The 26,986-nt window shown below is 74.2% G+C and carries 26 protein-coding genes; 6 read left to right on the top strand and 20 right to left on the bottom strand.

All coding sequences use genetic code 11. From position 1 onward, the window contains the following. Positions 1–96: 96 nt before the first annotated feature. Both RSE42_RS08645 and RSE42_RS08640 read left to right on the top strand, forming a co-directional pair. The gene (locus RSE42_RS08645) at positions 97–972 is read left to right on the top strand and encodes a helix-turn-helix transcriptional regulator (RefSeq protein WP_085388044.1); all 876 of its coding nucleotides are present in this window, start codon (positions 97–99) and stop codon (positions 970–972) included. Positions 973–981: 9 nt separating this feature from the next. Then, positions 982–1,551 (top strand): DapH/DapD/GlmU-related protein, encoded by a 570-nt coding sequence (locus RSE42_RS08640; protein ID WP_085388045.1) that lies wholly within the window; start codon positions 982–984, stop codon positions 1,549–1,551. A gap of 4 nt (positions 1,552–1,555) precedes the next feature. Here RSE42_RS08640 and RSE42_RS08635 read toward each other — a convergent pair whose 3' ends face one another. Both RSE42_RS08635 and RSE42_RS08630 read right to left on the bottom strand, forming a co-directional pair. Continuing rightward, positions 1,556–1,804, bottom strand: a complete 249-nt coding sequence (locus RSE42_RS08635) for a hypothetical protein (protein ID WP_415298625.1) — start codon at positions 1,802–1,804, stop codon at positions 1,556–1,558. Positions 1,805–1,866: 62 nt separating this feature from the next. Beyond that, positions 1,867–2,574: a lysoplasmalogenase gene (locus tag RSE42_RS08630; protein WP_415298623.1), complete on the bottom strand. Its 708-nt coding sequence runs from the start codon at positions 2,572–2,574 to the stop codon at positions 1,867–1,869. Positions 2,575–2,692: 118 nt separating this feature from the next. On the opposite strand from RSE42_RS08630, the gene RSE42_RS08625 reads away from it, so the two are divergent. Further along, positions 2,693–3,250 carry a DinB family protein gene (locus RSE42_RS08625; protein WP_415298621.1) on the top strand — a complete coding sequence of 186 codons (558 nt, stop codon included), beginning with the start codon at positions 2,693–2,695 and terminating at the stop codon, positions 3,248–3,250. A gap of 27 nt (positions 3,251–3,277) precedes the next feature. Here the strand turns inward: RSE42_RS08625 and RSE42_RS08620 are convergent, their stop codons facing one another. The 11 genes from RSE42_RS08620 to RSE42_RS08570 all read right to left on the bottom strand — a co-directional run bounded on the left by RSE42_RS08620 (position 3,278) and on the right by RSE42_RS08570 (position 15,211). Then, a complete protein-coding gene (locus RSE42_RS08620) occupies positions 3,278–3,679 on the bottom strand; it encodes a nitrite reductase (NAD(P)H) small subunit (protein WP_415298619.1) in 402 nt (133 codons plus the stop codon). Then, positions 3,676–6,231 carry a nitrite reductase large subunit NirB gene (gene nirB / locus RSE42_RS08615; RefSeq protein WP_415298868.1) on the bottom strand — a complete coding sequence of 852 codons (2,556 nt, stop codon included), beginning with the start codon at positions 6,229–6,231 and terminating at the stop codon, positions 3,676–3,678. The genes RSE42_RS08620 and nirB overlap by 4 nt, the downstream gene beginning before the upstream one ends. 302 nt (positions 6,232–6,533) lie before the next feature. Then, entirely contained in the window at positions 6,534–8,003 is a 1,470-nt protein-coding gene (locus tag RSE42_RS08610) for a helix-turn-helix domain-containing protein (protein WP_415298617.1), read from the bottom strand. Between the two features lie 174 nt (positions 8,004–8,177). Next, complete coding sequence (locus tag RSE42_RS08605) at positions 8,178–8,531, bottom strand: metal-sulfur cluster assembly factor (RefSeq protein WP_021480871.1); 354 nt, start codon at positions 8,529–8,531, stop codon at positions 8,178–8,180. Then, complete coding sequence (gene sufU / locus RSE42_RS08600; protein ID WP_415298616.1) at positions 8,528–9,064, bottom strand: Fe-S cluster assembly sulfur transfer protein SufU; 537 nt, start codon at positions 9,062–9,064, stop codon at positions 8,528–8,530. The genes RSE42_RS08605 and sufU overlap by 4 nt, the downstream gene beginning before the upstream one ends. 11 nt (positions 9,065–9,075) lie before the next feature. Beyond that, complete coding sequence (locus RSE42_RS08595) at positions 9,076–10,392, bottom strand: cysteine desulfurase (protein ID WP_415298614.1); 1,317 nt, start codon at positions 10,390–10,392, stop codon at positions 9,076–9,078. Between the two features lie 27 nt (positions 10,393–10,419). After that, positions 10,420–11,202 carry a Fe-S cluster assembly ATPase SufC gene (gene sufC, locus RSE42_RS08590; RefSeq protein ID WP_137280410.1) on the bottom strand — a complete coding sequence of 261 codons (783 nt, stop codon included), beginning with the start codon at positions 11,200–11,202 and terminating at the stop codon, positions 10,420–10,422. Between the two features lie 66 nt (positions 11,203–11,268). Beyond that, on the bottom strand, positions 11,269–11,613 hold the full coding sequence (locus RSE42_RS08585) for a non-heme iron oxygenase ferredoxin subunit (RefSeq protein ID WP_021480875.1): 345 nt from the start codon (positions 11,611–11,613) through the stop codon (positions 11,269–11,271). After that, positions 11,610–12,866 (bottom strand): Fe-S cluster assembly protein SufD, encoded by a 1,257-nt coding sequence (sufD, locus tag RSE42_RS08580; protein WP_114552665.1) that lies wholly within the window; start codon positions 12,864–12,866, stop codon positions 11,610–11,612. The genes RSE42_RS08585 and sufD overlap by 4 nt, the downstream gene beginning before the upstream one ends. A 1-nt stretch (position 12,867) precedes the next feature. Further along, positions 12,868–14,328, bottom strand: a complete 1,461-nt coding sequence (gene sufB / locus RSE42_RS08575; RefSeq protein WP_021480877.1) for a Fe-S cluster assembly protein SufB — start codon at positions 14,326–14,328, stop codon at positions 12,868–12,870. A gap of 94 nt (positions 14,329–14,422) precedes the next feature. After that, positions 14,423–15,211 (bottom strand): helix-turn-helix transcriptional regulator, encoded by a 789-nt coding sequence (locus RSE42_RS08570; protein WP_076404969.1) that lies wholly within the window; start codon positions 15,209–15,211, stop codon positions 14,423–14,425. A gap of 204 nt (positions 15,212–15,415) precedes the next feature. Here RSE42_RS08570 and RSE42_RS08565 point away from each other — a divergent pair, with 204 nt between their 5' ends. The 3 genes from RSE42_RS08565 to RSE42_RS08555 all read left to right on the top strand — a co-directional run bounded on the left by RSE42_RS08565 (position 15,416) and on the right by RSE42_RS08555 (position 18,194). After that, complete coding sequence (locus tag RSE42_RS08565) at positions 15,416–16,372, top strand: ABC transporter ATP-binding protein (protein WP_085388053.1); 957 nt, start codon at positions 15,416–15,418, stop codon at positions 16,370–16,372. Beyond that, positions 16,369–17,172 carry an ABC transporter permease gene (locus RSE42_RS08560; RefSeq protein WP_415298611.1) on the top strand — a complete coding sequence of 268 codons (804 nt, stop codon included), beginning with the start codon at positions 16,369–16,371 and terminating at the stop codon, positions 17,170–17,172. Before RSE42_RS08565 ends, RSE42_RS08560 begins: the two co-directional genes overlap by 4 nt. A gap of 68 nt (positions 17,173–17,240) precedes the next feature. After that, positions 17,241–18,194 carry a COX15/CtaA family protein gene (locus RSE42_RS08555; RefSeq protein WP_415298609.1) on the top strand — a complete coding sequence of 318 codons (954 nt, stop codon included), beginning with the start codon at positions 17,241–17,243 and terminating at the stop codon, positions 18,192–18,194. A gap of 49 nt (positions 18,195–18,243) precedes the next feature. Here RSE42_RS08555 and RSE42_RS08550 read toward each other — a convergent pair whose 3' ends face one another. The 7 genes from RSE42_RS08550 to steA all read right to left on the bottom strand — a co-directional run bounded on the left by RSE42_RS08550 (position 18,244) and on the right by steA (position 26,982). Then, positions 18,244–19,245, bottom strand: a complete 1,002-nt coding sequence (locus tag RSE42_RS08550; RefSeq protein ID WP_415298607.1) for a patatin-like phospholipase family protein — start codon at positions 19,243–19,245, stop codon at positions 18,244–18,246. Between the two features lie 306 nt (positions 19,246–19,551). Further along, positions 19,552–20,187: an NUDIX domain-containing protein gene (locus RSE42_RS08545; RefSeq protein WP_085388056.1), complete on the bottom strand. Its 636-nt coding sequence runs from the start codon at positions 20,185–20,187 to the stop codon at positions 19,552–19,554. Further along, positions 20,188–21,873 carry a CTP synthase gene (locus tag RSE42_RS08540; RefSeq protein WP_085388057.1) on the bottom strand — a complete coding sequence of 562 codons (1,686 nt, stop codon included), beginning with the start codon at positions 21,871–21,873 and terminating at the stop codon, positions 20,188–20,190. Positions 21,874–22,010: 137 nt separating this feature from the next. Further along, a complete protein-coding gene (gene murJ / locus RSE42_RS08535) occupies positions 22,011–23,756 on the bottom strand; it encodes a murein biosynthesis integral membrane protein MurJ (RefSeq protein ID WP_285678891.1) in 1,746 nt (581 codons plus the stop codon). Continuing rightward, entirely contained in the window at positions 23,735–24,574 is an 840-nt protein-coding gene (locus RSE42_RS08530; RefSeq protein ID WP_085388058.1) for a hypothetical protein, read from the bottom strand. The genes murJ and RSE42_RS08530 overlap by 22 nt, the downstream gene beginning before the upstream one ends. Position 24,575: 1 nt before the next feature. Further along, positions 24,576–25,670: a copper transporter gene (locus RSE42_RS08525; RefSeq protein ID WP_085388059.1), complete on the bottom strand. Its 1,095-nt coding sequence runs from the start codon at positions 25,668–25,670 to the stop codon at positions 24,576–24,578. A gap of 124 nt (positions 25,671–25,794) precedes the next feature. Further along, positions 25,795–26,982, bottom strand: coding sequence for a putative cytokinetic ring protein SteA (steA, locus tag RSE42_RS08520; RefSeq protein WP_021482582.1), 1,188 nt, complete (start codon positions 26,980–26,982; stop codon positions 25,795–25,797). Positions 26,983–26,986: the final 4 nt, after the last annotated feature.

Raw genomic sequence — 26,986 nt, 5'->3', positions numbered from 1 at the left:
GGCGGGGACGCTCGGACCGGGCGGGCGCGGCGTGGGGGTGCCGCCCGCCCGCGCCGCGCGCCGTCGTCCCGCACTACCGTGAAGGACGTGGAGGCCATGGACAACCGTTCCGAGGTGCGGGAGTTCCTCATGAGCCGTCGAGCGCGGGTGACGCCCGAGCAGGCGGGCATCGAGACGTACGGCGGCCGTCGACGCGTCGACGGGCTGCGCCGCGACGAGGTCGCCCGTCTCGCCGGGGTGAGCGTCGACTACCACACGCGACTCGAGCGCGGGAACCTGCGGGGCGTGTCCGACGCCGTGCTCGAGTCCGTCGCGCGGGCGCTCCTCCTCGACGCGGCCGAGCGGGAGCACCTGCTCGACCTCGCGCGCACCGCCAACCCCGTCGGCGCGCGCCCGCCGCGCGGCCACGGCGACACGCCGGTGCGCCCGGAGCTGCAGTACCTGCTCGACGCGATCACCACCGCGCCGGCGTTCATCCAGAACAACCGCATGGACCTCGTCGCCGCCAACGCGCTCGGGTCCGCGATGTACGCGCCCATGATCGCGGGCTCCGCGGGACCGGCGAACTTCTCGCGCCACATCTTCCTCGACCCCGCGTCCCACGACTTCTACCCCGACTGGGACCGGGCGGCCTGGACGAACGTCACGATCCTGCGCCGCGAGGCGGGCCGCAGCCCGCACGACAAGCGGCTCCAGGCCCTCGTCGGCGAGCTGTCGACGCGCAGCGAGCGGTTCCGCGAGTTGTGGGCGTCCCACGACGTGCGGCGGCACTACGCCGGGCAGAAGACGTTCCGGCACCCCGTCGTGGGGGACCTCGAGCTGCACTACCAGACGCTCGAGCTCCACGGCGACCCCGGGCTCGGCATGACCGTGTACACCGCGACGCCGGGCTCCCCGACGGAGGAGTCGCTGCGCCTGCTCGCGTCATGGGCGGCCACCGCGGCCTCGACCACCGCGACCTTCACCGACTGAGAGGAACCCATGGACCTGGACGACCTGCTGGCCGAGCTCGACGCCGGGCGGACGATCCCTGGCGGCTCGCCGCTGCACGCCGTCATGCACCGCACGAGCCAGGAGGCGCTGCGCATCGCCGGTGAGCTCAACGGCGCATACCGCTCGCCCGAACGGGTCCGCGAGCTCCTCGCGGAGCTGACGGGCAAGCCCGTGCACGAGTCCGTGAACCTCTTCCCGCCCTTCACCGCCGACTTCGGCAAGAACATCACCCTGGGGCGTGACGTGTTCGTCAACTCCGGCTGCCGGTTCCAGGACCAGGGCGGCATCGTCGTCGGGGACGGGTGCCTCATCGGGCACAACGCCGTCCTCACGACCCTCAACCACGACCTCGACCCGGCCCGCCGCGCCGACATGCACCCGGCGCGCGTCGTCCTCGGCCGCAACGTCTGGCTCGGGGCGAACGTGACCGTCCTCCCGGGCGTGACGATCGGGGACGACGCCGTCGTGGGGGCCGGTTCCGTCGTCACCCGGGACGTGCCGCCGCGCACGGTCGTCGTCGGCTCACCCGCTCGCGTCGTCCGCTCGCTCGACGCCTGAGGCCTCAGTCGCCCTCGAACCGCAGCTCTGACCCGAGCTCCCGACGACACCGTTCGGCGAGCACGACGACCGCGCCCAGGACGACGGCGTCAGGAGGGGGCGAGCGGTCCATGAGGATGTGCAGCTCGTCGAGGAGCTGTTCCATCTCGGAGCCGCTGAGCACGACGTCACCGTACGGATCGACCCGCGCGAGCATCGGCAAGCCGCTCGCCGGGAGCAGCCGGGCCAGCACGTCACCGTCGTCGGGCACCACGTCGACAGACGTCGTGGAACGACGCCGGGGACTCGTCCCCTGCTGAACGACCCTCGCGAGCGTCACGTCGACGCCCATGCGGCTCCTCCCTTCTCCGCGACGGGGACCACCGCCGCACGCTCTCGACGGAGCACACCGAGCACGAGCAGCACCTGGCCGACGACGTAGGTGAGCATGACCCAGAAGCCGTGCCCGGGCAGGTCGTACCACGGGGCGAAGGCGTTCAGCGCGATGAGCGCGTCGGACAGGAGGAAGACCGCACCACCGACCGCGGCGAGCCGGTCGACGCCCGTCGCGACCACGGCCATCGTCACGAGGCACACGCCGTAGACGACGACGGGGACGAGCAGCGACCCGGCGTCCGGCGCGCACGCGACGACGAGGGCGAGCAACGCGAGGCCGTACGGCACGAGCGCGAGCGGGCGGCGCAGGACGGAGCCCGCGCGGTAGGGCCAGAACGCGATCGTGTACGTGATCTGGGCGCAGAGGAAGAACCCGACCATGACCAGGAAGGCGGTGTCGCCGTCGGCGAGGTCGGGCGCGGTGTCGCCGAGCCACGAGAAGCCCAGCGCCACGAGCGTGAGCCGGACGAGCCGCGAGCGCCGACCCGGGCCGGCGGCGGCGTGGCGCTGCGTGGCGAGCCACAGGCAGCCCGCCAGGACCGGCATGAGGAACCACTGCGACGTGTCGGCGAGGGTCTCGGCACCGAGGAGGTGGGCGGCGAGATGGACGAGGGTGAGCAGGGCGAGCGCGCCCCACGCGACGATCATGGGCGAGGAGACTCCTTCGGTCGTGCACCGGCGTCCTTGCCGGCGGTGGCCGATCCTAGCGCGTGGGACCGAGGCGAATGATCTTGTGGGGCACCCCGGTGCGCGCGACCATGGGGTGATGACCGAGCCCGTGCGGTGGACCCGCGCAGCCGTCTACCCGGACATGTGGGTGGACCCGGACGAGGACCCGCGCAACACCGACGCCGTGAGCCCGGACGGCGAGCTCGCGACGCTGCTCGACTACACGGCGAGCTACCGGACGACACTGCTCATGAAGTGCGAGGGACTCGACCCCGAGCAGCTCGCACGGCGCTCCGTGCCGCCGTCGACGATGTCGTTGCTCGGCCTTGTCCGCCATCTCGCGGAGGTCGAGCGGGAGTGGCGCGGGTGGGTCTCCGACGACGACGGCGAGCCGGCGCTGTACGGGGGGCACGACGCGGACTTCGACGGCGCGGTCGCCGACCAGCGCGTGGTCGACGAGGCGTACGCGAACCTGGCGCGCGAGCAGGCCGCGACCGACGCGGTGCTGGCCCGGCACCCGGACCTCGGGGAGCGGCTCGGCGCGGACCGGGTCGCGGTCCGCGAGGTCCTGGTCCACCGGATCGAGGAGTACGCCCGGCACTGCGGGCACGCCGACCTCCTGCGCGAGCGGATCGACGGCAGGACCGGACAGTAGGGCCTCAGCCGACGACGGCCCTGCCGCTCACGTCGTCGCGCCTCCCGCCGTCCCCGGTGTCGAGGTCGCGGCGTCCGCGACGAGGACGCGCCCGTCGCGCACCTCGGCCGCGAAGACCGCCAGCGGCCTGCGGTCCTTGCCGCCGGCGTCGAGCACCTCGCCGGTGTCGACGTCCCAGACCTGCTTGAGCATCGGGGTGGTCACGGTGTCGACGTCGCGCTCCGTGCCGTCGTCGAGCGTGACGCGGTGAGTGCCGACGAGGCCGCGCGACATGACGTTGGCACCGGAGTAGGGGTCCCGCTGCTGGACGGCGCGCACGGTGCCGTCGGCGAGCCGGAAGACGGCGATCTGGGTCCCGCCCAGGAGGGCCCCGACCCCGCGCTCGGGCTCGAGGTCGTCGAGCGCGCAGATGTCGACGAACGTGCTCATCGGGCGTCCTCCAGCTCGGCGCGGGCGGCGACGAGCGCGACGTCGCGCGCCGCGCGGGGGTCGGGGTAGGCGACGGCGTCGGTCTCGTCGGCGGGACGGACCTGCCCGCGCTCGGGGACGAACGCGAGGTCGCCGTCGACCGCCTCCGGCGCGTTGACGAACGGAGTGAACTTGCGCAGCTTCGCCGGGTCCGCGAGCGTCGCGCTCCACTCGTCCTCGTAGTCGCGCACGTGCTCGGCCATCGCCGCCTCGAGCTCGTCGGCGATCCCGAGCGAGTCCTCGACGACGACGCGGCGCAGCTCCTCGAGCCCGCCCGCGCGCTCCGCGACCCAGGGCGCCGTGCGCTGGAGACGGTCGGCCTCCTGGACGTAGAGCATGAGGAACCGGTCGACGTAGCGGACCAGGGTCTCGTCGTCGAGGTCCTCGGCGAGGAGCTGGGCGTGGGCCGGCTGGGCTCCGCCGTTCCCGCCGACGTAGAGGTTCCACCCCTTGTGGGTCGCGATGATGCCGACGTCCTTGCCACGAGCCTCGGCGCACTCGCGCGCGCACCCGGAGACGCCGAACTTGATCTTGTGCGGCGAGCGCAGGCCGCGGTAGCGCAGCTCGAGCCGCACCGCCATGGCCGACGAGTCCTGCACGCCGAACCGGCACCACGTACGCCCGACGCACGTCTTCACGGTGCGCAGCGACTTCCCGTACGCGTGCCCGGACTCGAACCCCACGGCCGTCAGGCGCCGCCAGATCTCCGGGAGCTGGTCGAGGCGCGCGCCGAACATCGCGAGCCGCTGGCCGCCGGTGACGCGCACGTAGAGCCCGAAGTCGTCGGCGACCTTCGCGAACTCCAGGAGCTGGTCCGCACGCACCTCGCCCCCGGGCATCCGCGGGATCACCGAGTAGGTGCCGTTCTTCTGCAGGTTCGCCATGACGTGGTCGTTGGTGTCCTGGAGCGCGGCCTGCTCGCCCTCGAGGACGTGCCCGCGGCGCAGCGTCGAGAGGATCGACGCGACCGTCGGGCGGCAGACGGCGCAGCCGCGGCCCGTCCCGTGCGCCGCGACGATCTCGGAGAACGTGCGCAGCCCTTCCTCCCGCACGATGCGGTACAGGGTCGCCCGGGACATCGCGAAGTGCTCGCACAGCGCGTCCGAGACGGTGACGCCCGCCCGGGACAGCTCGCCGTTCAGCAGCTTGGTGAGCGCCGGGACGCACGACCCGCACACCGTGCCCGCCGTCGTGCAGTCCTTGACCTGCCCGATCGTCCGGCAGCCGTGCTCGGTCACCGCGGCCCGGACCGTCCCCGCGTCGACGTTGTTGCACGAGCACACGACGGCCTCGTCGGGCAGCTCGGTCTCGGCCAGGCCCTCGCCGTCGGGCGCGATCACGGCCGCGGGGTCGGCGCCGAGCGGGCGGCCCAGGAGCGGACGCAGCGCCGAGTAGAGCTCGATGTCGCCGACGAACACGCCGCCCAGCAGCGTCGTCGCGTCGTCCGAGAGCACGAGCTTGCGGTACCGGCGGTGGATCGGGTCGACGAACGAGACCTCGAGCGCGCCCGCGCTCACCGCGTTGACGTCGCCGAACGACGCCGCCTCGACGCCCACGCCCTTGAGCTTGGTGCCGTCGTCGGTGCGCCGGTGCACGCGCTCGCCGCCGAGGAAGCGGTCGACGACGACGTCGGCCATGTCGTTCCCGGGCGCGACCAGGCCCGCGCACGCGCCGTCGACCGACGCGCACTCGCCGATCGCCCACACGCCCGGGTCGGAGGTCTGGCACGCCTCGCCGACGACGACGCCGCCGCGTTCGCCGATCGCCAGGCCCGCCTCGCGCGCCACCCTGTCGCGCGGACGGATGCCCACGGAGAAGACGACGACGTCCGTCGCCAGCTCGGAGCCGTCCGTGAGCTCGACCGAGCCCACGGACCCGTCGCCCGCAGGCAGGAACCGGTGCGCGCCCGCACCCGTGCGGACCGTGACGCCGAGGTCCTCGATGAGCAGGCGCAGCATCTCGCCGCCGCCCTGGTCGAGTTGGACGCTCATGAGCCGGTCGGCGAACTCCACGACCGTGGCCTCCGCGCCGAGCCGCTGGAGCGCCGCCGCCGCCTCGAGGCCTAGCACGCCACCGCCGACGACGACGCCGCGCACCGCCCGCCCCAGCGCCCGCTCGCGCAGGCGCACCCACTCGGCGAGCCGCTCGACGTCGTCCAGCGTGCGGTAGGTGAACAGTCCCGGCAGGTCCGTGCCCTCCGCGCGCGGCGTCCACGCCCACGAGCCGGTCGCGAGCACCGCGCGGTCGTAGTGGACCTGGCGCCCCGACCGTGTCGTCACGACGCTCGCCGTGCGGTCGAGCGACGCGACCGCGTCCCCGGTGACGAGCGTGACGCGCGGGTCGTCCCACACCGCGCGGTCCAGGGTGAGGGCGTCCACGTCGCGGGCGTCGAACCACTCGGACAGGTGCACGCGGTCGTACGGCTCGTGCGGCTCGTCGCCGATCACGGTGACGGACCAGGTGCCCTCGGGGTCGCGCGTGCGCAGGCCCGCGACGAGGCGGTGGGCCGTCATGCCGGCGCCGACGACGACGATCCGGTCGCCGTCCAGGGGGCCGTCGGGGGACGGGGGCTGAGAGGGGGAGGGCACGGGGAGCACTTTCGAGAGGCGGGGGCTGTGTCGAGGCCCCGACCCGGGTGCGACCGGTGCCTGCCCCGACCCTAGGCGACGCGGTCCGACCACAGCCGCCCTCGGGGACCAAGGTCCTCGGTTCCCACGGCGAAAGCCACCCGCCCGGCCATGCGTGCGGTGGCGACGGCACGACGCCGCGTCCCCTCCGGGGCGCGGCGTCGTGCCGCCGAGCGCTCGGCGGCGCGTCAGGCGTTCGCGAGCTCGCGGGCCTCGTCGGCCAGCTGGTCCTCGTAGCGACGCACGACGCGGCTCACGGTCGACCGCGACGCCGAGACCCGCTGGGCGATCTCGCGCTGGTTGAGGCCCTCGCGCGCGAGCTCGACGATGCGGCGGTCGCGCTCGGCCATCGGGTCCTCACCGAGCGTCGTCCCGGCGTCGTCCGCCGGCGTCGGCTCCACGTCCTGGGGCCGCGGGAGGTCGAAGACCTCGACGCGGCGCGTGTGCCCCGTCACGGCCGGCGGCTCGGGGGCCGACGGCGTCTCCGCCTCCTCGGGGGCGGGCTGCTCCCACGGGAGCGGCCGCGTGCGACCGAAGATCTCCTTGACTCGTGCCTCGAGGTCCGGCAGGGCCTCGAACGCGGGCTCGGCGGCGGGCGCGTCCTCCGCAGTCTCCGCGTCGGTCGCCTCGGCCGTCGCCTCGGCGGCGGGCAGGTCGCGGGTCACCTCGCGCACCGGGAGGTCGGCCGACGGCGCACCGTCCGTCGGGACCTCGTCGCGCAGCGCGGCGTCGGTCGTCACGGCGTCGGTCGTCACGACGTCGACCGGTTCGGGAGTCGGGGAAGTCTCGACCGCGCCGGTGTCGTCGTGGCGCGCGGGCTCCGGCGCGAGCAGCGCCGGGCCGCTCGCCCCGGCCGCCACGGCGGCCACGCCCATGGGCGCCTCGGCGGGCGCGGGAGCCTCGGACACCGCGGCCCCCGCCTTGCCACGCGCGGTGCCGCGCTTCGCGGAGCTCGCCCCGATGAGGTCGAGCCGGTTGCCGTGCCGCTCGGCGGCCTCCAGGCGGTCGACCCAGACCTGCATGCGACGCTCGAAGTCCTCGACCGTCAGCAGCTTGAGCGCGGCGTCCCGGGCGGCGCGTTGCCGCTCGTGCGCGGCGCGGACCTTGCGCAGGTCCGCGGGCGAGCCAGCGCTGTCGGCGCGCGCGTCGCGCCACTGCTCCAGCGCGGACACGTACCCGTGGACGCGCAGCTCACGACGGCGCTCCTCGAGCGTGTGGCCCGTGACCATGTGCCGCTCCCCCACGAGGGCGAGGTGCCACATGAGCGCGGCGACCAGCGGCGGCACGAACCGGAACACCACCATGTACGGGGTGCTCGCCGTCGGGACGGCGATCTCGTGGAGAGCGGCGAACAGGCCCGACGTCCCCGAGAGCACCCACGTGAGCGCGAGGAGCACACCGTAGGGCCGCCCCTCGAGCGCCGCGTTGCGCGCCATGAGCGCCACGGCGACGAGGCTGATCTCGAGGAAGCCCGCCAGCCCGTACGCCTCGAGCGGCGACATGTGCGCCACCTCGAGACCGAACAGGACCATGCCGCTGTACGCCAGGGCGGTGGCGATCGTCGCCGCGATGACCACCGCCACCATCGGGAGGTGCCGGCCGCGATAGCGCACCTCCCGCGGGGAACCGCCCGCGTCGGTCTGGTCCTGCTGTGTCACGTCGTCCTCCGAAAAGTGGTGTGGGCGCACATATCCCAACACTCAGGACGATCCGCGTCAACGTACCGGAAGGGGCGAACCGCGACCGGGCCCGGACGACACCGCACGACCTGCCCGGAACGGCACGACGCCGCGCCCCCGGACAGGGACGCGGCGTCGGTCGGAGCGGTGACCTCAGACGTTGAAGCCGAGCGCGCGGAGCTGCTCCTTGCCGTCGTCGGTGATCTTCTCCGGACCCCACGGCGGCATCCAGACCCAGTTCACGCGGAAGCCGTCGACGAGGCCCTCGAGCGCCTGCGCGGACTGGTCCTCGATGACGTCGGTCAGCGGGCACGCCGCGGACGTGAGCGTCATGTCGATGACGGCGTGGTTGTTCTGGTCGATCTGGATGCCGTAGACGAGGCCGAGGTCGACGACGTTGATGCCGAGCTCCGGGTCGATGACGTCGCGCATCGCCTCCTCGACGTCCGCGACGTTCGGCGGGCTCGGCGTGGCGCCCTCGGCGGGCGCGCCGGTCTCGGTGGTCATCGGTTCTCCTCCGTCGTTCCCCGCGCGGCGAGCGCCGCGTCGGAAGCCATTGCGGTTGATGCGTCGCCCAGCGTGCTCAGGGCGCCCGAGGTGACGAGCGAGTCGCGCAGCGCGGCCCAGCCGAGCAGGGCGCACTTGATCCGTGCCGGGTAGCGCGAGACGCCCGTGAATACCGTGGCGTCACCGAGCTCGTCCTGCGCGGCCTCGTCGAGGCCCTTGCCGCGCGAGCCCATGAGCTCGCGGAACACGTCGCCGAGGTGCTCGGCCTCGGCGGCCGGCCGCCCCGTCACGAGGTCGGTGAGGACGGACAGGGACGCCTGCGAGATGCTGCACCCCTGCCCCTCCCAGCTCACGCGGTCGATCGTGTCGCCGGCGAGCTCGACGCGCAGCGTCACCTCGTCGCCGCACGTGGGGTTCACCTGGTGCGACTGGCCGCTGGCCGCGCCGTCGGCCACCTCGACCAGGCCCCGGCCGTGCGGGGTCTTCGCGTGGTCCAGGATGACCTGCTGGTACATCTGCTCGATCGAGCTCATCGGGTCCTCTCTCAGTCCACCGAGAAGAACGCGCGCACACCGGCCAATGCTTCCCGGAACGCGTCGACGTCCTCGCGCGTGGTGTACACCGACGCGGACGCGCGCGCGGTCGCGGCGACCCCGAAGCGGCGGTGCAGGGGCTGGGCGCAGTGGTGACCGACGCGCACGGCGATGCCCGCGTCGTCGAGCACCTGGCCGACGTCGTGCGCGTGCACGCCGTCCACGACGAACGACACGACGGCGAGCCGGTCCTCGGGCTCGCGCGGGCCGATGATGCGCACGCCGGGGATCTCCCCGATGCGCAGCAGCTCCGCGGCGAGCTCGAGCTCGTGCGCGGCGACGCCGTCCATCCCGAGCTCGTGCAGGTACTTCGCGGCGGCGCCGAACCCGACGACCTGCGCGACGGGCTGCGTGCCGGCCTCGAACCGCTGCGGCGGCGCCATGTACGACGACTCGGTCATCGTGACGACCTCGATCATCGACCCGCCGGTGGTCACGGGCGGCAGCGCCTCGAGCAGCTCGCGCCGCCCGTACAGCACGCCCACGCCCGTGGGCCCGAGCATCTTGTGCGCCGAGAACGCGGCGAAGTCGACGCCGAGCGCAGGCAGGTCGACCGGCAGGTGCGGCACGGACTGGCACGCGTCGAGCACCGTGAGCGCCCCGACCTCGCGCGCCCGGGCCACGATCGGCTCGACCGGCGTGACCGCGCCCGTCACGTTCGACACGTGCGTGAAGGCCACCACGCGGGTGCGCTCGGTGACGACGGTCGCCGCGTCCTCGACGCGCACGCGGCCGTCGTCGTCCACCTCGAACCAGCGCAGGACGGCCCCGGTGCGGGCCGCGAGCTCCTGCCACGGGACGATGTTCGCGTGGTGCTCCGCCTCGGTGATGACGATCTCGTCGCCCGGCGCGAGCGCGAAGCGGCGGGCCGCCTCTCCCCCGCGGCCGAGCGTCGCGTTCGAGATCCCGTACGCGACGAGGTTGATCGCGGCCGTCGCGCCGGACGTCCAGACGATCTCGCCCGGACGCGCGCCGACGAACGCCGCGACGTCGTCCCGGGCGTCCTCGAACGCCTCGGTCGCCTCCTCGGCGAGCTGGTGCGCGCCGCGGTGCACGGCCGCGTTGCGCTCCTCGTAGAAGTCGACCTCGGTGTCGAGGACGACCTGCGGCTTCTGCGACGTCGCCGCGGAGTCGAGGTAGACGAGCGGACGACCACCGCGCACGGTGCGCTCGAGCAGCGGGAAGTCCGCCCGCACGGCGGCGAGCTCGACGTCGGTCAGGCGCGCCGGACCGGCCTGCTGCCCTGCGGGGTGCGCGGTGGTCGTCATGGTCGTCTCCTCAGGTGGTGCGAGCGCTCAGGCCGAGGCGGCCGAGGCGGACTCGACGGCGCCACCGAGGTAGCGGTCGTAGCCCTCCTCCTCCAGGCGCTCGGCGAGCTCGGGGCCGCCCTCCTCCGCGACCTTGCCGTCGACGAAGACGTGGACGAAGTCCGGCTTGATGTAGCGCAGGATGCGCGTGTAGTGCGTGATGAGGAGGATGCCCGCGTCGGTCTCGCCGTGGACGCGGTTCACGCCCTCGGAGACGATGCGCAGCGCGTCGACGTCGAGGCCCGAGTCGGTCTCGTCGAGGACGGCGAACTTCGGCTGGAGGAGCTCCATCTGGAGGATCTCGTGGCGCTTCTTCTCGCCGCCGGAGAAGCCCTCGTTGACCGAGCGCTCGGCGAAGGAGTCGTCCATGCGCAGGCGCTCCATGGCGCCCTTGACGTCCTTGACCCAGTGGCGCAGCGCGGGGGCCTCGCCGTCGATCGCGGTCTTCGCGGTGCGCAGGAAGTTGGACACGGACACGCCGGGGACCTCGACCGGGTACTGCATGGCGAGGAACAGGCCGGCACGGGCGCGCTCGTCGACGCTCATGGCGAGGACGTCCTCGCCGTCGAGCGTCACGGTGCCGCCGGTGACCTGGTACTTGGGGTGGCCGGCGATCGAGTAGGCGAGCGTGGACTTGCCCGAGCCGTTCGGGCCCATGATGGCGTGGACCTCGCCGCTGGCGATCGTCAGGTCGACGCCGCGCAGGATCGGCTTCGGCCCTTCCTTGGTCTCGACGCTGACGTGCAGGTCGCGGATCTCGAGAGTGGACATCAGTGGTTCTCCAAGAGGTTCTTGAGCTGGGGGCGCGCGCGGCGCGCCGGGTCAGAGGAGGTCGGGTCAGGTGGGAGCGACGACGCGGTCGACGTCGACGAGCACCTGCTCGCCGTCGACCGTCACCGGGTAGACCGGCACGGGCCGCATCGCGGGCAGCGCGGTCGGCATGCCGGTCCGCAGGTCGAACTGCGAGCCGTGCAGCCAGCACTCGACGAAGCAGCCCTCGACCTCCCCGTCGGACAGGGACACGGCCCCGTGCGAGCAGATGTCGGAGATCGCGTGCCACCCGCCGTCGCCGTCGCGCACGACCGCGACCTCGACGACGCGCCCGTCCTCGGCCGGGAGCTCGACGCGGAGCGCCTCCTCCGGGCCGAGGTCGGACGTCGTGCAGGCGGGCTGTGCGGTCACGCCGTCGCCTCGGCGGGCTCGGCGCTCCCGTCGATGATCGACATGGACTTGCTCAGCTCGCGCTCGATCGCCTCGAGCAGGCGCTCCTCGACCGACGCGACGCCGATCTCCTGGATGAGCTCGGCGAAGAAGCCGCGGACGACGAGACGGCGCGCCTCGACCTCCGGGATGCCGCGAGCCTGCAGGTAGAAGAGCTGCTCGTCGTCGAAGCGGCCGGTCGCGGACGCGTGCCCCGCGCCCTCGATCTCGCCCGTCTCGATCTCGAGGTTCGGCACCGAGTCCGCGCGCGCGCCGTCCGTGAGGACGAGGTTGCGGTTGAGCTCGTAGGTGTCGGTGCCCTCGGCCTCGGCCCGGATGAGCACGTCCCCGACCCACACGGCGTGCGCGCCCTCGCCCTGCAGCGCGCCCTTGTACGTCACGCGGGACTTGCAGCGCGGGACGGCGTGGTCGACGAACAGGCGGTGCTCCTGGTGCTGGTCCGCGTCCGCGAAGTAGAGGCCCACCATCTCGACCTCGCCGCCCTCGGCGGTGAACTCCGCGTCCGGGGTGACGCGCACGACGTCGCCGCCGAGCGTGACGACCACGTGCTTGAGGCGCGCGTCGCGCCCGATCCGCGCGCGGTGCGACGACGCGTGCACGGCGCCGTCGGCCCAGTCCTGGACGGACACGACGGTGAGGTGCGCGCCGTCCTCGACGACGATCTCGACCGTCTCGTTGAGCGTCGCGGCGCCCACGTGGTCGAGCACGACGACGGCCTCGGAGTGCCGCTCGGCGCGCACGAGGACGTGGCTCGCCGTCGGCGTGGAGCCGTGGCCCTCGATGCGGACCGAGGTGACGTCGGAGGCGACGGCCTCCTTCGGCACCGTGACGACCGTGGCCTGCTCGAAGGCGTTCCACGCCGTCACGGCCGTGCGGTCGCCGGGCTTGCCGGCGGTGCCGAGACGCTCGTCGTCGCGGCCGACGATCGTGACCTCGACCTCGGGCGCCTCGACGACCGTGACGCGCACGTCGCCGCCGCCGCTCTGCCCGACGATCTTGTCGTCGAACAGGGGCGCGAGGCGCGCCACGGGCGAGAAGCGCCACTCCTCCTCGCGCCCGGAGGGCACGGGGATGTCGGCGAGGTCGAACGACGTGAGCCGCTCGGCGCGCGAGCCCTGGGGCACGACGACGCCGTGGGAGTGCGCCCCGTCGGCCTGCGCGCGCGAGTGGTCGGTGGTCAGACCGGCCTCTTCGGGAACGGTGGTGGTGGTCATATCAGCCGACGGACCCTTCCATCTGCAGCTCGATGAGGCGGTTGAGCTCGAGCGCGTACTCCATGGGCAGCTCGCGCGCGATGGGCTCGACGAACCCGCGCACGATCATGGCCATCGCCTCGGTCTCCTCCATGCCTCGGGACATGAGGTAGAACAGCTGGTCCTCGCTCACCCGCGAGACCGTCGCCTCGTGCCCCATGGACACGTCGTCCTCGCGGACGTCGACGTACGGGTAGGTGTCGGACCGGGAGATCTGGTCGACGAGCAGCGCGTCGCACAGCACGGTCGAGGCCGAGTGCGAGGCGCCCTCGAGCACCTGGACCAGGCCGCGGTAGGACGTGCGGCCACCGCCGCGAGCGACCGACTTCGAGACGATCGACGACGACGTGTGGGGCGCCGCGTGGACCATCTTGGCCCCGGCGTCCTGGTGCTGGCCCTCGCCCGCGAACGCGATCGACAGCGTCTCGCCGCGGGCATGCTCGCCGAGCAGGTAGATCGCCGGGTACTTCATGGTGACCTTGGAGCCGATGTTGCCGTCGACCCACTCCATCGTCGCGCCCTCGGCCGCGGTCGCCCGCTTGGTCACGAGGTTGTAGACGTTGTTCGACCAGTTCTGGATCGTCGTGTAGCGCACGCGGGCGTTCTTCTTCACGACGATCTCGACGACCGCGGAGTGCAGCGAGTCCGACGAGTAGATCGGCGCGGTGCAGCCCTCGACGTAGTGCACGTACGAGCCCTCGTCCGCGATGATCAGCGTCCGCTCGAACTGGCCCATGTTCTCCGTGTTGATGCGGAAGTAGGCCTGCAGCGGGATCTCGACGTGCACGCCCGGCGGCACGTAGACGAACGACCCGCCCGACCACACGGCCGAGTTGAGCGCGGCGAACTTGTTGTCGCCCGACGGGATGACGGTGCCGAAGTACTCCTGGAAGATCTCCGGGTGCTCGCGCAGCGCGGTGTCCGTGTCGAGGAAGATGACGCCCTGGCGCTCGAGCTCCTCGTTGATCTGGTGGTAGACCACCTCGGACTCGTACTGCGCGGCGACGCCCGCGACGAGGCGCTGCTTCTCCGCCTCGGGGATGCCGAGCTTGTCGTACGTCTCCTTGATGTCCTCGGGCAGGTCGTCCCACGTGGCGGCCTGCTTCTCCGTGGACCGCACGAAGTACTTGATGTTGTCGAAGTCGATGCCGGTGAGGTCGGAGCCCCAGCTCGGCATGGGCTTCTTGCCGAACAGGCGCAGCGCCTTGAGGCGCTGGTTCAGCATCCACTCGGGCTCGTTCTTGAGCCGGGAGATGTTGCGCACGACGTCCTCGTCGAGGCCGCGCTGCGCGATCTGGCCCGCCTCGTCGGAGTCGTGCCAGCCGTACTCGTAGGCGCCGATCGAGGCGATGATCTCGTCGTCGGTCTGCTTCTCACCGGTCGGCAGGGCCGTGCCGGCGGCGTCCTGGGTGGGAGCGCTCATGGTCGTCCTTCCACTGTCCGTCGTTGCGGGCGGGGGCAGTCGGTACAGGTTGTTCGGGGGAGGTCGTGCGGGCGGGGCGGGGTGCCCCTCGGGGTCAGGTCTCGCCCGACGACGGGCGCCCCCGCGCCCGGACGTCGTGGGCCAGGGCGGCTCGCGCCACCCGCGGTGCGGGGGCCGGGACGGAGATCCCGACCGGCACGTTCGTGGTGCACGCGTGCGCGCCCGTGGCGAGGGTCGCGAGGCGCTGCACGTGCGAGCCGAGGAGCTTGGCGAAGACCTGGGCCTCCGCCTCGCACAGCTGCGGGAACTCCTCGGCGACGTGCTGCACCGGGCAGTGCCCCTGGCACAGCTGGACGGCGGAGGTGCCCGGCACGGGGCGCACGCTCGCGGCGTAGCCGTCGTCCGCCAGCGCGGCGGCGAGCTGGGCCGCGCGGCCCTCGACGTCCGGCGCGTCGAGCCGGTCCGCGTAGCGGTCGGCGAGCTCGGACAGCCGGTCCTGGGCGAAGCGCTCGACGGCGCCCGGTCCCGCGACGTCGCGCAGGTAGCGCAGCGCCTGCGCGGCGAGGTCGGCGTAGGTGCCGCTGAGCTCGCCCTGACCGGCCGACGTCGTCACGTACCGCCGCGCGGGGCGGCCGCGCATCCCGGTGGGGTGCCCGGCGTCGTGCACGGCGACGAGGTCGTCCTCCTCGAGGAGGGCGAGGTGGCGGCGCACCGCGGCGGGCGTGAGGCCCAGCGTCGCGGCGAGGTCGGCCGCGCTGACGGGGCCCGCGCTCGCGACGAGCTCGAGCACGCGCTCGCGCGTGCGCCGGTCGACGTCGGCAGCGGGCGCGCCGGAGGGGGCGACGGTACGCAGCGCGTCCGGTCGGACCGCTCCTGCTCCCATGCTCACCTCCGTGGTCGGTCGGGGCACGCCTGCGCGCGCAGCGCCCTCGATATAGACAACATGGTTGTTCCCTAATTGTTCCGGCGCAAGCAAGGCGACCCTCAGACGGGGCCCTGACGCGGCGGATGTGGCGTACGCGACACCCCGCGCGACCTGGGCGGGCGCGGGTCGGCGGGCGCGCGCGCTCCGCCTAGAATCGGCCGGGTGCCCGCCCCCGCCGTGCTCGTGCACGACCTCGTCAAGCGCTACGACGGTCGTGCCGTCGTCGACGGCGTGTCCCTCACCGCCGAGCGCGGCGCGATCACCGCGGTGCTCGGCCCCAACGGCGCCGGCAAGACGACGACCGTCGAGTGCTGCGAGGGCCTGCGCTCCCCCGACGCCGGGCGCGTCGAGGTGCTCGGGCTGCACCCGCTGACCGACGCGCGCGAGCTGCGTCCCCGCGTGGGCGTCATGCTCCAGGACGGCGGGCTGCCGACGGGCGTGCGCGCGCTGGAGATGCTGCGGCACGTCGCGTCGATGTACGCCCGGCCGCGCGACGTCGGCGAGCTCACCGAGCGCCTCGGGCTGGAGAGCTTCGCCCGCACCACCGTCCGGCGCCTGTCCGGCGGCCAGCGGCAGCGCCTCGCGCTCGCCGCGGCGATCGTCGGGCGGCCCGAGGTCGTCTTCCTCGACGAGCCGAGCGCGGGCATGGACCCGCAGAGCCGCCACGCGGTGTGGGAGCTCGTGCGCGAGCTGCGCGCCGAGGGCGTGGGGATCGTCCTCACGACGCACCTCATGGACGAGGCGGAGGACCTCGCGGACCAGGTGTGCGTCGTCGACCACGGGAAGGTCATCGCGGCGGGCGCGACGCGCGAGCTTCTCGAGTCCGGGGACGACGGGGAGACCGACCGCACGGTCCGCGTCGAGGCGACGGCCGGCCTGGACCTCGGCGGCCTGCGCGACGCGCTCGCCGCGCCCGACGGCGCCCCCGGCCCCGGGTCGTGGACCGTCGCCGAGCCGCAGCCCGGCTCGTACACCCTCACCGGCCCCGCCGACCCGGCGACGCTCGTCGCGCTGACGACGTGGCTCGCCGCACGCGGCGTCCTCGCGTCGCGCGTCACGGTGGGCCGCCGCACGCTCGAGGACGTGTTCCTCGACCTCACGGGACGGCACCTGCGATGACCGCGAACGAGACGCCGTCGGCCACCCCCGCGGCCCGAGGGCCGGCCGGGACCGAGCTCGCCGCGCCCGCGTGGCGCCGCGTCGCCGCCCAGACGGCGTTCGAGACCCGGATGATCCTGCGCAACGGCGAGCAGCTGCTCGTGACGATCATCCTGCCCGTCATGCTCCTGCTCGGCCTCTTGCTCACGTCCTTCGTCGACCTCGACACGGGCGGTGCGTCGCGCGTCGACTTCGTGACGCCGGGCGTGCTCGCGCTCGCCGTGATGTCGACGGCGTTCACCTCGCAGGCCATCGCGACCGCGTTCGACCGCCGCAACGGCGTGCTGCGCCTCATGTCGACGACCCCCCTCGGCCGGGGCGGCCTGCTCGCGGGCAAGGTGCTGGGCGTGCTCGCGGTCGAGGTCGTGCAGGTCGTCGTCATCACCGCCGTCGCGCTCGCGCTCGGCTGGCAGCCCGACGTCGCGGGGATCCCGGCCGCGCTCCTCGCGGTCCTGCTCGGCACGGCGGCGTTCACGTCGCTCGCGATGCTGCTCGCCGGCACGCTGCGCGCCGAGGGCGTGCTCGCGGTCGCGAACCTCGTGCTCGTGCTCCTCACGGTCGGCGGCGGCGTGCTCGTCCCGGCGGACCAGCTGCCCGGACCGCTCGCGCCCGTCGCCCTGCTGCTGCCGTCGGGCGCGCTCGGCGAGGCGATGCGCGGCGCCCTGCTCGACGGCTCGGTCCCGCCGTTCTCGGTCGTCGTGCTGCTGGGCTGGACCGCCGCGCTCGGTTGGGGCGCGGGCAAGCTCTTCCGCTGGACCTGACCCGCCCCGGGCACATCTCACACCCGCAGGATTCCGGGGCTGCCCGCGCGTCCCGATACCGTGGGACCGTGAGCACCCCGCCCCCCGCGCTCGACCCCGGCACGACCGCCCGCCCCGCCCGCGACGGCGTCGCCCGTCCGGACCGGCTCGCGCCGCTGCGCCGCTGGACCCGGCCGGTGCTCGTCGCGAACCTCGTGGCGCAGATCGGCATCATCGTCACCGGCGGCGCCGTCCGGCTGACCGGCTCGGGCCTCGGGTGCTCCACGTGGCCGCAGTGCGAGCCCGGGCAGTTCGCGGCGCGCTTCCACCCGGAGACGACGTACCACCAGTTCGTCGAGTACGGGAACCGCACGCTCACCGGGGTGCTGAGCGTCATCGCGATCGCGGCCCTCGTGCTCGTGTGGACCGACCGCTCGCGCGTCCTGTCCTACCGGCTCCTGGGCGCCGTGCCGCTCCTCGGCGTCGCCGCGCAGGCGATCATCGGCGGCGTCATCGTGCTGCTGCACCTGCACCCGGGCTGGGTGTCGCTCCACTTCGTGGTCTCGGCGGCGCTCGTGTCCGTCTCGCTGCTGCTGCTGCACCGCTCCGGGGAGGGCGACGGCCCGCCCGTCCCGACGGTCGCGCCGCGCTCGCGCGCGCTCGCGTGGGCGCTGTACGGGCTCACCGCGGTCGTCGTGGTCCTCGGCGTGATCGTCACGGGCGCGGGCCCGCACAGCGGTGACGAGGAGGTCGGGTACCGGTTCGCCGTCGACCCGGCGCTCATGAGCAAGGTCCACGCGTGGGCCGTGTGGGTCTTCGTCGCCGTCCTCGTCGCCTACCTCGTGAGCGTCCGCCGCGGGCCGCAGGAGGTGCGTCGCGCCGGGTGGATCCTGCTCGCCATCACGCTCGCCCAGGGCGCGATCGGCTACGTCCAGTACTTCACGGGCCTGCCCGCGCTGCTCGTGGGCCTGCACATGCTCGGCTCGGCGCTGCTCGTCGCCGGGTCCACGCGCGTCGTCCTCACGACCCGCACGCGCGCCTGACACCGGGGTCCGGCGCGTCGACGGACGACGCGCCGGACCGGGCCCGCGCTCAGCGCCAGAGGCGCGCGACGCGGTCGGCGGTCTCCACGCCCTGGGCGTGGCCCGCGCGGGCGGCGGACGGGCGCAGCGTCAGGTCCATCGCCCGCGGTCCCACGAGCCCCTCGGCGGACCCGTCGGGGACGAGCGTCTCGACCGCGCTGCCCTGAGCGCGCAGCTCCGCGACCTGCACGTCGAGCTGCATGCCCCACTCCCGCGGCGTGCGCGTCCTGCCGCCCAGCGGCGACAGCACGAGCACGCGGCGGCAGCCCGCCGCGAGATCGGCGTTCTCGTTGCGGCGGTACCCGCCGTCGATGAACCGGTCCGGCCCGACGCCGTACGCGAACCCGCCCGCGCAGCTCGCCGCGACCGCGTCCACCAGGCCGACCCCGCTGTGCGCGCCGAGGACGACCGGCGCGCCGGTCCGCGCGTCGACCGCGGTGAGGAGCAGCGCGCGGCGCGGCCACGACGTGCTCGGCAGGCGTGCCGCGACCGTCGCCCGCCAGCGCGCCTGCGCGGACGTGTCCGAGGCCGCCGGGAGGTCGAGCGCCGCGGCGCCGAGCCGGCGCCGCATGTCCGCAGCGTCGCGCGACGCGGCGATGAGCGCGGCCGTGCGGGCCATCTGGTCCGCCGCCTGGCGCGTGCGCTCGCGGCGGTCGTCCCGCCCGGGATCCGGTGCGCGCCGCGGCGGGGCTCCGGCGACGACGGCGGCGTAGAGCTCGGCGGGCGTCGCGCCGGCGAGCTGGGCCGCGGTGGTGGCGCCCGCCGACGTCCCCACGGTGAGGTCCGCCGTCGTGACGTCGACCCCGGCGTCGGCGAGACCGGCGACGACGCCGATCAGCCACGCGTTGCCGGTGGACCCGCCGCCCCCGAGCACGAGGGCGCGCTCGCCCGTCGTCAGGGCCGGGGTCTGGACCGGGACCGGGACCGGGACCGGGACCGACGCTGCCGCCGGGCCGGGGACCGCGGCGCCTGCTGAGGAGCCCGGTGCAGACGAAGGTGTGGTGGTGCTCATGGGAGTCGCCTCTCGCGATGGTGCGGCGAGCGCTCCCGGGACGGCTACGGCCGTCGCGCGATCGTGGGCAGCGAGGGAGCGCCCGGTACGGACACAGCGTTCACGGGGCTCACCTCCTCGGCTCGGTGCACGACCGACTCGACGCTAGCACGCCCGCCTCGGCGGACCCGGGGCGGGACGGCAAGGGACCGCGGCTGTGGCCGGCCGCCGGCGTCGGGCCACGCCGGGGACGAGAAGCCCGCGGCATGGCTCACGACGCCGCCCGCGGTCGGACCGTCACGGACCGCGGACCGGCCCCCGTCGCCGTCAGCCCCCGCGGCGCTCGGGCCACGGCGCGTCGGCAGGGCGCAGGGAGGCCCAGCCGCCCGCGCGCGACGTGGCGGCCGCGAGGATCCCGACGACCGCCGACGGGTTGTGCAGCGCGCCCCCGAGGACGGCGGGCACCGCCTCGTCGAGCGGGACCCAGCGCAGCTCGATGTCGAGCTCCTCGGCCTCGCGCGCGAACCGCTCGTCGTCCGGCACGGGCGACAGGTCGCGCGCCAGGAACACGCGCAGCGCCTCGTTGGACCCGCCGGGCGTCGTGAAGTAGTCCACGAGCACGTCCCACCGGGCCGCCCGAAGGTCCGCCTCCTCGGCGAGCTCGCGGGCCGCGGCGACACGCCCGTCCTCGCCCACGACGTCGAGCAGGCCCGCGGGCACCTCCCACAGCTCGCGCCGCACCGGGTGGCGGTACTGGCGCAGCAGCAGGACACGCTCGTCCGCGTCGAGGGCGACGATCGCGACCGCACCGGGGTGGTCGAGGTACTCGCGCGTGACGCGGCCGCCGTCGCCGAGGTCGACGACGTCGGACCGCAGGTCGAACACGCGCCCCTCGTGCACGACCGTCGTCTCGACGACCGGCCGGGGCGCGAGCGCGTCCACGACCGGGTGCTCGCCGGCCACTCAGTCCGCCTGGTTCTCGAGCGCGGCGCGGACGAGGCCGCTGAACAGCGGGTGCGAACGCGTGGGGCGCGACTTGAACTCCGGGTGCGCCTGCGTGCTCACGTAGTACGGGTGGACGTCCGCGGGGAGCTCGACGAACTCGACGAGCGACGAGTCGGGCGACGTCCCGCTGATGACGAGCCCCGCCTCCTCGAGCTGCTTGCGGTAGGTGTTGTTCACCTCGTAGCGGTGGCGGTGGCGCTCCGTGACGCGCTCCGCGCCGTAGGTCTTCGCGACGACCGAGCCCGGGGTGAGCGCAGCCTCGTAGGAGCCGAGGCGCATCGTGCCGCCGAGGTCGCCGTCGCCGCCGACGATCGCGAGCTGCTCCTCCATGGTCGCGATGACGGGGTGGGACGTGCCCGGGTCGAACTCGGTCGAGGACGCGTCGTCGATGCCGAGCACGTTGCGCGCGTACTCGATGACCATCGACTGCAGGCCGAGGCAGATGCCGAGGGTCGGCACCCTGTTCTCGCGCGCCCAGCGCAGCGCGCCGAGCTTGCCCTCGATGCCCCGCACGCCGAACCCGCCGGGCACGAGGACGGCGTCCACGCCGTGCAGCGCGTCGTCCGCGCCCTCGGGCGTCTGGCACTCGTCGGACGCGACCCAGCGGATCGTGACCTTGGCGTCGTTCGCGAAACCGCCGGCGCGCAGCGCCTCCGTGACGGAGAGGTAGGCGTCCGGGAGGTCGATGTACTTGCCGACGAGCGCGACCTCGACGCGGTGGGCGGGCTGGTGCACGCGCTCGAGGAGCTGGCTCCAGCCGTCCCAGTCGACGTCGTGGAACGGCAGGCCTAGGCGGCGCACGACGTAGGCGTCGAGGCCCTCCGCGTGCAGCACGCGCGGGATGTCGTAGATGCTCGGCGCGTCGATCGCGTTGACGACGGCCTCGTTGTCGACGTCGCACATGAGGGCGATCTTGCGCTTCACCGGCTCGGGCACCACGCGGTCCGCGCGCAGCACGATCGCGTCGGGCTGGATGCCGATGGACCGCAGCGCCGCGACGGAGTGCTGCGTGGGCTTCGTCTTGAGCTCGCCCGACGGGCCGATGTACGGCACGAGCGACACGTGGAGGAAGAAGACGTCGTCCCGGCCCAGCTCGTGGCGGACCTGGCGGGCCGCCTCGAGGAAGGGCTGCGACTCGATGTCGCCGACGGTGCCGCCGATCTCGGTGATGATGACGTCGACGTCCTCACCGGCCTGGGCGCGCATGCGCGTCTTGATCTCGTCGGTGATGTGCGGGATGACCTGGACCGTGTCGCCCAGGTACTCGCCGCGCCGCTCGCGCGCGATGACCTGGGAGTACACCTGGCCGGTCGTGACGTTCGCCGACGCCTCGAGGTCGACGTCGAGGAAGCGCTCGTAGTGGCCGATGTCGAGGTCCGTCTCGGCGCCGTCCTCGGTGACGAACACCTCGCCGTGCTGGAACGGGTTCATCGTCCCGGGATCGACGTTGAGGTACGGGTCGAGCTTCTGCATGGTGACGCGCAGGCCGCGCGAGCGGAGCAGACGACCGAGGCTGGACGCCGTGAGGCCCTTGCCGAGCGAGGAGGCGACGCCGCCGGTGACGAAGACGTGCGCGGTGCGGTGCTCGGTACGAGCGCCCGAGGCGTTGAGGCGGGAGGAGGGCCGGTTCAGGTGATCTGCCACGGAACTCCATCCTAACAGCGTGCCCGACGACGGCACGCGGACCCGAGGGTCGGTCCGCTCACACCGGGCGGCACGGCGAGGTTCCCCTCGCCTCGACGCGCGACCCGGCGCGCGTCCGGGCGCGCGTCACGGGCGCGTCACCTCGGCGACGTGTCGCCGGGTACCTCCGTCGTGGGTTCGTCCCCCGCAGGCGCGTCCGTCGTGGGCCCGACGGCGTCGCCCGCCCCGGGAGCGGCCGGGTCGCCGGTGCTCGGCGTCCCGCGCCGCAGGACGCCCAGGAGGGCCGCGCGGTCGCCGACGAGCGAGACGCCGACCACGACCACGCCCGCGACCAGGGCCGCGAGGGCGCCGACGCCGACGGCGGGCAGCCAGCCCGCGTCGTCGGGCAGCAGGACGCTCGACAGCGCCGAGCCCGCGAGCGCGCCCAGCGCCACGCCGACCGCGACGACGACGAGCGTGCGCGGGACGCCGCGCGTCGCGTCCGGGCCGGCGTGGCGCCGCGTCGCGAGGAGCAGCCCCGCGCCCGCGACCGACATCCCGACCGCGGTCGCGAGGCCGAGCTGCAGGAGCACCCCGGCCTGGTCGCGGGCGCCCGTGAGGGCGGGGAGCACGTAGGCGGCCGCCGCGACGACGAGCCAGCCCGCGGCGGTCACGACGACCGCGATCCGCTGGCGGTCGATCGTGTACAGCGCGCGCGACAGGTGCAGGATCAGCGAGAACCCGACGATGCCCACCGCCATCGCGGCGACCGCTCCACCGAGCCCGTCGACCGAGCCCGTCGCGATGCGGGCGAAGACCGCCTCGACGGCCGCCGACGCGGCGATCAGGGCCGCGACGCCGAGCCCCGCCACGACGAGCAGCGTGCGCGTCGTGGTCGCGAGCAGGCGCCGGTAGGCGTCGTGCCGGGCGTGCGCGACGTGCTCCGCGAGGCGCGGGAACGTGCTCGTCGCGAGCGGGAACGCCAGCACCGCGTACGGGAGCAGGTAGACCTGCTGGGCGTACCAGTACGTTGGGAAGGTCTGCTCCGGTCCGAACCGGTAGGCGGCGCCCATGATCGCGAGCACCGAGAGCTGCTGCGCGACGAGCGCCCCCACGCCCGCGAACGCGAGGTTGCGCGCCCGGACCGCCTCGCCGCCCGGGAAGCGCAGCGTGGGCCGCAGGCGGACGCCCAGCCGGTGCACGGGGAGCACGAGGGGCAGCGCGAGGACGGCGACACCCGCCGTCGTGCCCCAGCCGAGCCACGCGATGGCCTGGCCCGACAACGCGGCGACGTCCTTCTGGTCGCCCCCCGCCAGACCCGCGAACACGAGGAAGACGACGATGACCGCGAGGCTCGACAGGAGCGGCGAGAACGCCTGCCAGAAGAACCGCTTGTGCGCCTGGAGGATGCTCCCGAGCACGACCGCGAGCCCGTAGAGCGGCACCTGGAGGGCGAACACACGCACGAAGGTCGCCGTGACGTCGACGAGCTCGGGATGCTTCGGCAGCATGAGGAGGGACGCGATCGGCTCCGCGAGGAGCGCGAGCAGCGCCCCGAGCGGGACGAGCACGACGAGCGTCCACCCGAGCAGCGCCGAGGCGATGCGCGAGACCTCGGTGCCCGCGCGCCGGGCGATGGGCCCGGCGAGGAGCGGGACCACCGAACCGGCGAGCGCACCGCCCGCGGCGACCTCGAACAGCACGTTCGGCAGGAGGTTCGCCGCCGTGAACGCCGACCCGACGCCCTCGGTGCCGACGGCGAAGGACTGCACGAGCGACCGTGCGAACCCGACGAGGCGGCTCGCGATCGTCACGAGCGTGATCATCGCGGCGGCGCCCGCCAGGGTGCCCGTGGCGGCGCGCAGCCGCCCCGCCCCCGCGCTCACGCCGGGCGCCGGCCCCACGCGTCCACGCGCCGCAGCGCGTCGTTGCCCTCGATGACCTTCGAGAAGCTCACCTTCTCGCTCGCGAGGGTGAGCCCCACGACGCCCGCCAGAGCGAGCCAGCGCACCGGGCGAGGCGCGGTGAACGCGACCTGGGAGCCCAGCGCGGCACCGAGCGCGTTCGCGCCGCAGTCGCCGAGCATGTCGCGCTCGCCGAGGTCCCCCGGGGCCGCGGCGACGGCGGCACCCAGGACGGCCCCCGTCGTCGGCGCGGCGGCGGTGCCGAGGTACGGGAGCGACGCCGCGCCGGCGGCCTTGAGGGCGCGCCCCGGCCGCAGGTCGAGGAGGTTGAGCAGGTTCGCGGTGCCGGCCATGAGCGCGCCGTTCACGCCCACGTCCACGAGGTGCCCGAAGGCACCGCCCGTGCGTCGCGTGCCGATCGCCGCCGCGACGAGCGAGACGCCGCTGATCCCGAGGATCTTCAGCGCACCCGTCGTGACCCGACCCTGCGCGAGCGCGCCGAGGTGGCCGCGCAGACCCTTGGTGCGGCTCGTCGTGTCCTCCGCGAGGTCGTCGACGAGGCCGAACGTGCCCGCGCTCGCCGTCGCGAGGGCGACCGCCGCGCGCGTGCGGGCGTCGCCTCCCGCCGCGAGCGTGCCGGCGACGAGGCCGGCGGCCACGGCCGGACCCTCGAGCAGGCTGATCGGCTCGCCCCGGTGGTTGGTCCGGGTCCATCGCTCCGCGCCCCCGGGCGCACGCGACCCGGCCGTGCGGCGTGCCGCGGCCGTCACCGTCGCGGCGACGCCGGCGGCCGCGAGCGTGCGCAGCGCGCGCCCCACGTCAGCCCTCCCCCGCGCCGTCGCCGGCCTGCTCGACGTCGGCCCCGTCACCGGCCGGTTCGCCCGTGGTGTCGCCCGCCGCGGCGTCCTGCGCGCCGGCGGGGGACGCCGTCGTGCGCGTCACCGGCGGGAGCTCGACCGCGGGCGGGAGGACGGCCGTCGCGCTCTCCTCGAACCCGAACTGCCCCACCTGGTCCGCGAGCCGCGCGGCGAGCGCGAGCGGGACGTTGATCCGGCCCGGCTCGGCCTCGATGCCGCTGACGGTCGAGACGGTCGAGGAAAGGTCCTCGTTCGCGCGGATCGTCGAGACGACGTCGCCCGAGACCGCCGTCGGGCCGGCGACCAGCGCGGCTCCGGCGACCTCCTGCGCGGCGACGGCCACCTGGACCTCGATGTCGACCGCGTAGGTGTCGGGTGCGGGCGGCTCCTCACCCTCCGCGGCGGGGGTGGCCGGCGAGGGCGCGGAGCCCCCGAGCAGCAGGACCACGTCCGCGGGCAGCGTCTGCTCGGAGACCACGTCGACGAGCGCGAAGCGCTCGAGCAGCGCCTCGAGCTCGAGCGCCTCGGGGCTGCGCTCCTCCGTGCTCGACGGCGCCGCCCCCGTGAGCGACAGCGCGAGCGCGCGCGACAGCCGCTGCTCGGGGGTCGCGTCCTGCGGGACGTCGCCCAGCTTGTCGCCGAGACCCTCGGCCACCGTCTGCCGCGCGCTCTCCTCGTCCTGGCTCGTCCACGAGTCCGTGAGGCGCACGTGCCCGACGACGGACGCACCCGCCGTCTCGAGCTGCGCGGTCACCGCGTCGTCGCGCTCGTCGTCCGCCCCGTCCAGGTCGACGACGGCCACGCGACGGTCCTGGAGGGAGCCCGCGACGAGCTGCGGGCCCGCGGCCTCGATGTACCGTGCGTCGTCGCCGAGCGTCACGTTCGCCTGGTCGAGCTGGTCGCGCAGCTCGTTGCGCTCGGTGCGCAGCTGCTCCACCTGCCCGGTGAGCTGGTCGCCGATCGCGCCCTGGAGCGGGCCCGCGCCGAGGATGATCCCTACGGCGAGCGCCAGGAAGACCGAGATCAACGAGACGATGTGGTACCTGAAGTCGATCACTGTGCGGTGGTGTCCTTCGGTTCGAGCTGCTGCGTGCTGGCAAGGGTCAGGGTCGGCGCTGGCCGCCGGAGGGCACGGGCCGCAGGCACGTGCGCGGGCCGTCGACCACGACGGCCCGGCGGGATCAGCCGCCGCCCGAGAAGAGCGTCCCGATCCACGACCAGAGGTCGTCGAACCGGGCGCCCACGATCCCGAAGAACGTCTGGCCCGCCGCCGTCGACCACAGCGCCGCGACGACGGCGAGGAGCCCGGCGATCGACAGGAGCCAGAGCTGGAGGTTGGAGATCCGGTGCCGGTACAGGCGCGAGACGCCCTTGGCGTCGACGAGCTTGCCGCCGACCCGGAGCCGGGTGAGGAACGTGCTCGCCATGCCCGCACGTCCCTTGTCGAGGAACTCGACGAGCGTCGCGTGCGTGCCGACGGCCACGATCACCTCGGCGCCCTTGTCGTCGGCGAGGAGCATCGCGATGTCCTCGCTCGTGCCGGTCGCCGGGAAGACGACGGGCTCGACGCCGAGCTCCTGCACGCGCTCGAGGCCGGGCGCCTTGCCGTCGCGGTAGGCGTGCACGACGATCTCCGCGCCGCTGCTCAGCGCGCGGTCGGAGACCGAGTCCATGTCGCCGACGATCATGTCGGGCTTCCACCCCGCGTCGAGGATCGCGTCCGCGCCGCCGTCCACGCCGATGAGCACCGGGCGGTACTCGGTGATGTAGGGGCGCAGCGTCGCGAGGTCCTCGCGGTAGTGGTAGCCGCGCACGACGATGAGGACCTGACGCCCCTCGATGGACGTGCGGATGTCCGGGACGCCGACGCCGTCGAGCAGGAGGTCCCGCTCGCGGCGCAGGTAGTTCATCGTGTTCTCGGCGAACGACTCGATCTCGACCGAGAGGTTGGCGCGCGCCTCCTCGAGGCTGCGCGCGACCGTCTCCTCGCTCTGCAGCACGCCCTCGGCGACGAGGTCGTCGCCCAGGTAGACCTTGCCGCCGTCGAGCCGCACCACGCGGCCCTCGGGGATCGCCATGATCGCGGGGCCGAGGTCGTCGACGAGCACGATGCCGGCCTCGACGAGGACGTCGGGGCCGAGGTTCGGGTAACGGCCCGAGACCGACTTGGCCGCGTTGAGCACGGCGGACGGCTTCGCGGCGACGAGCGCGTCGGCGGCGACCCGGTCGATGTCGACGTGGTCGATCACCGCGACGTCGCCCGGGTTGAGCCGCTTCGTGAGCGCCTTCGTGCGCGCGTCGACCTTGGCCGGGCCGAGCGTGCCGGACCCGGCCTCCGGCAGGGAGGCTTTGCGCAGAGTGAGTCTCATCGTG

The organism is Cellulosimicrobium sp. SJTW-1 (assembly GCF_047716875.1).
Classification (GTDB): Bacteria; Actinomycetota; Actinomycetes; order Actinomycetales; family Cellulomonadaceae; genus Cellulosimicrobium; species Cellulosimicrobium funkei.
The sequence above is the reverse complement of the archived record's forward strand: the minus strand, read 5'-3'. Positions and strand labels throughout refer to the sequence as shown.